The sequence below is a fragment of the Vibrio sp. 704 genome (genome assembly GCF_033339295.1).
In genome coordinates this window covers 1-550 of sequence record NZ_JAWOUH010000869.1, presented here as the reverse complement: position 1 = coordinate 550, position 550 = coordinate 1, and the positions used below count along the sequence as shown (strand labels likewise).

The following is a 550-nucleotide window of genomic DNA, read 5'->3' as shown; positions in this document are numbered from 1 at the left end:
GATCCAAGTTTGATTCAACCTTATGTTGATTGGTCATTGCAGATCATTAAAGATAAGCCACGCCCTGCATTCTACAATAACTTGATCTTGGCTTATCAAGGACTGGATGACAGCAGTAAAGCAGAACAAATTCGTGCTGAGGCTCAATTCCTATTTCCGAACATCGACTTTAGCCAAGTAAATTATCAACCACCCTCACAAGCCCAATCGACAACGCCTAGCGTGTCTGATGCGGAATAGACAAACAAAAAAGCGAAGGACTTCCTTCGCTTTTTTGTTTTCAGCCCAATGATTTTAGTCCCTGTTGGCCTATGAGTAATAGAGTTCCAAGCTCTTGAGACGCTCTAATGCGCAACTCTTACTCAGTTAAAGACTCTTCCAGAGCCTTCAAGCACAGTGCGACGTTTTCCGCACGAGCACCGTATCCCATCAACCCAATACGCCATGCTTTGCCAGCCAACGCACCTAGCCCTGCACCAATTTCAAGGTTGTAAGTTTCAAGTAGATGCGCGCGAACTTTCGCTTCATCGATCCCTTCAGGCACATAAAT

1 protein-coding gene and 1 pseudogene are annotated in these 550 nt (G+C 45.1%); one reads left to right on the top strand and one right to left on the bottom strand.

Features of this window, described 5'->3' with window-relative positions; genetic code table 11:
• Window positions 1–240 (top strand): Wzy polymerase domain-containing protein (locus R7R24_RS29610; protein WP_318120577.1); only part of this gene is annotated, 240 nt, incomplete at its 5' end.
• A 118-nt stretch (window positions 241–358) separates the two neighbouring features.
• Here R7R24_RS29610 and R7R24_RS29605 read toward each other — a convergent pair.
• A pseudogene (locus R7R24_RS29605) lies at window positions 359–550 on the bottom strand (alanine--glyoxylate aminotransferase family protein); the annotation flags it as partial.